Source organism: Ectothiorhodospira lacustris, from assembly GCF_022227785.1.
GTDB lineage: Bacteria > Pseudomonadota > Gammaproteobacteria > Ectothiorhodospirales > Ectothiorhodospiraceae > Ectothiorhodospira > Ectothiorhodospira lacustris.
Genome location: NZ_JAJNQM010000134.1, coordinates 1 through 3,793, shown reverse-complemented (window position 1 = coordinate 3,793; position 3,793 = coordinate 1). Strand labels below are relative to the sequence as shown.

At 62.7% G+C, this 3,793-nt stretch carries 2 protein-coding genes; both read left to right on the top strand.

Annotated elements, in window-relative coordinates; genetic code table 11:
• Positions 1-2,016: sulfatase-like hydrolase/transferase (locus LQ952_RS15460; protein ID WP_238623510.1), on the top strand; the 2,016-nt coding region annotated here is incomplete at its 5' end.
• A 205-nt stretch (positions 2,017-2,221) separates the two neighbouring features.
• The coding region (locus tag LQ952_RS15455) for a cytochrome c3 family protein (protein ID WP_238623509.1) at positions 2,222-3,793 on the top strand (1,572 nt) is incomplete at its 3' end.

The window sequence follows — 3,793 nt, the reverse complement described above, 5'->3', positions numbered from 1 at the left end:
GGTACGCCCAATATCGCCGACATTGCCGGGGCGGGCGTAAGCTTCACGGACACCTGGTCGATGCCAGCCTGCTCCACCACCCGGGCGACCATGTACGAAGGGCGGTTTCCCCTTCGCACCCACGTGAAGGCGGCGCTCGGTCCCAACGATCTCGCCAACTCGATGACCTCCCCCTACGCGATGACCATCTCGAAGCTGCTGGCCACGCGGGGCTATGAGAGCGCGATGATCGGTAAGTTTCACATCGCGCTGCCGGACATGAATCCCGCAGGCAAGGCCGTTGTGCATGAGCTGGGCTGGGACTATTTTGCCGGCTGGCTGGACGAAACGGGCGACCCCCCCTCCATTGACACGACCGCCGGTGGCATTGCCCCACCTGGAACCTACAGTTGTGGTTTCGTACCTGGCGGCCACATGGCCAACGGTGCCGATGTCGGCGCCTGTTACCTGCCCGACGGCAGCTGCAGCGTGCCCGCTGGCGGCCGTGTTCCGCCCGGACGCAGTTGCCGCGACGACGGTGGTCTTTTCGTTCCGAACACACACTGCCAGGTGGCCGCGCCGGATTACCTGGATTTCGAGCGCCAGAACGCCCACTCCGTATCACCGGTGACCTACAACTTCGCCGACGGCTCGGTGGAGGAACTACCCTTCACGGATCCGCGGGCACGCCAGTTCCGCGCCAGCTTCGCGGTCGATGCCGCCGCTGAGTGGATCAATTCGCGCCCGGCGGACCAGCCCTGGATGGCCACTGTCAGCTTTGCGTCCATTCACACGCCCCTGGTGCAGCCGCCCGTCGATCCCACATCCGCCGCCAACATCGCCAGCAGTCACCTGGACTGCACCAATCCACTGGCCCAGCGCATCCTCTCGAATCTGATGGTCGAATCCCTCGACCTCGAGATCGGCCGTCTGCTGGTGGCCATCGGCGTCGCCAGCCGCAATGCCCAGGGAGACCTGGTGTACACGCCGGAATCGACCGATACGATGGTCGTGATCCTGGGTGACAACGGCACCCTGGGTTCCACCGTCAAGCTGCCCTTCGACCCAAGCCGATCCAAGGGTTCCGCCTACCAGACCGGTGTCTGGGTACCCCTGATCGTGGCCGGTCCACTGGTGAACGAGCCTGGCCGCATCGTGAGTTCGATGGTGAACGTCGTTGATCTCTTCGCTCTGTTCGCCGAGATCGCCGGCATCACCGACGTGCAAGCCCAGGTGCCGCGGCCAATCGACGCCATGCCGATGCTGCCGTATTTGATGGACCCGGAGGAGCCGGCCATCCGCAGCTGGAACTACACGGAGGTGGGCTTGAACCTGCAGGCTGACGGGGCGGTCAACGGCCCATGCTTCATCATCAACAGCTGCACGCAGATCCCCATCGTCCGCAGCGTCTGTGAAGATAACAACGGGGTCTGGTGGGGTGAGGGCACGGACGCGCAAGTCAACGGGGTTCCGGCGCCCGCGGAGGGCTTCCAGTACTGTTCGCAGGTGAGGGATTTTGTGGAACGTAACGGCGGAGAGTCCTTTTACATTCAACCGCTGGTCTCCATCGCCGTGCGCAACGAAGGCTTCAAATTGGTGGAGAATACCTTCAAGGACTGCGAATCGAACCCGGGTTCGTGTGTCGATGAAACGGTGACCGAGCTGTACGAGATCGACGTGCCGCTGGATACGCCATGGATCGACCGGGAGGACACCGACCTGCCGCTGGATGGGCTGAGCCACGAGCAGCAGGCTGCCTACGTGGAGCTCACCGATCAACTGGCAGCCCTGCGCGCAAAGGTGGTTGCCTGCCCGGGTGACGGCAACATCGATGGGGTGGTCGACGAAAGGGATCTGCAGGAATGGGAGCGCTATGCGCAGCCATGGGGAGGCTCCAGTGTTTACGACCTGAACCTGGATGGCCGCACCGATACGCTGGACCGGGACATCATTCTGGAGCACCTTGGGTTGGACTGCAGGGAGGGTTGGCCTTTGGCGCCGGCCGGGCCGTTGCCGACCGCAAGTGCGGTGCGTTGATGCACAGGGCTGATCGGTGAACGGTCTGCGGGTCTGCCTTTTTTGTGTTGTGATTATCGCGAGCCTTGTGGCTTGCGGTGATAGTCGGAATTCCGTCGGCGTGGCCGAAGGCGAGTCGCCGCCGGCGTTTGTCGGCAGCGCATCGTGCGCGGGTTGTCACCCCCAGGAGGCTGCCGATTGGCGGGGGTCACATCACGATCTTGCCATGCAGGAAGCCAATGGAAGCACCGTCCTGGGTGATTTTTCCAATGCCACGTTCGACTATTTTGGCAGCGAAACGCTCTTCCACCGGCGCGAGGAGGGTTACTTCATAACAACGGTTGATGGCCATGGGCAATTAGCCGAGTTTCGCATCAAGTACACCTTTGGCGTTGAGCCACTGCAGCAGTACCTCGTCGAGTTGCCCCGCGGCCATGTGCAGGCATTGCCCTTCGCCTGGGACACGCGGCCCAGGGGGCAGGGCGGTCAACGCTGGTTTCACCTCTACCCGGAGGAGAATATTCAACCGGGAGACGCCTTGTTCTGGACCGGCCGTGAGCAGAACTGGAATTACATGTGTGCGGAATGCCACTCGACACAGGTTGAGCTGGGCTATACGGCACAGGACGATGCTTTCGACACATCGTATGCCGAAATCAATGTGGGCTGTGAGGCCTGTCACGGGCCGGGATCGCGACATATTGCCCAGATCGAGGGCAACGTATCCGATGCGGATTCGGGTTTTCCGGTCAATCTCGACGACCGTATAGGGGCGACCTGGCAGATGGACCCTGTCAGCGGCATCGCCCGCCGCAGTGAAATGCGCCGGCATCCGCCGCGTCAGCCGGAGGCGTGTGGACGCTGCCACTCACGACGCGGCGTGCTGGGACCCGAGTTCGAGTTCGGCCGACCACTGACGGAGACACACCTTCCCGCCTTGCTCGATGAGCCGCTTTATTTCGCCGATGGCCAGATTCGTGGTGAAGTCTTTGTCTATGGCTCGTTCCTGCAAAGCCGCATGTACCAGGCCGGTGTCAGTTGCAGCGATTGCCACAATCCACATTCGTTGGAACTCGTCACAGGGGGCAGTCCCAATAACGTCTGCGCGCAATGCCATTCACCGGCGCGATTTGCCGATCCGGAGCACCACCGGCACGGGCAGGCGGATGTGGGCTGTGTGGATTGTCACATGACTGCGCGCACGTACATGGTGGTCGATGATCGACGTGACCACAGCTTTCGCGTGCCGCGGCCGGACCTGACGGGCTCGATCGGAACCCCAAACGCCTGCACCGGCTGCCACACCGATCAGGATGCAGACTGGGCTTCCGAGGCAATGCGTGCCTGGTACGGTACGGCGGTATTCGAGCGCCCCGAATTCGCGACGGCACTGGTTGCGGCACGAGTCGGCCATGCGAATGCAACATTGCGCGAAGTCATGACTGCGCCTGTCCATGGGGGCATCGCGCGGGCAACCGCCCTGACGTTGCTGAGCCACCCCCTATCGAGTGAGGACTACAACGTGCTCGGCGCAAGCCTGGCAGATCCGGATCCGTTGCTGCGTATTGCCGCGCAACGCGTCCTGCGTCGCCTGCCGGTTGAATCGCGCGTGCGGTTTGGAACCGCTGGCCTGACGGATTCCGTACGCGCTGTGCGTATCGAGGCAGCAGTGACGTTTGCCGGCCTGCGCGATCTGCTGACCGAGGAGGATGCCGGAAGCTTTGATCGTGCGGCGGATGAACATCTTGCGGCTTACACGTATATCGCGAACCGGCCGGAGGCCCTGACCCAACTGGGA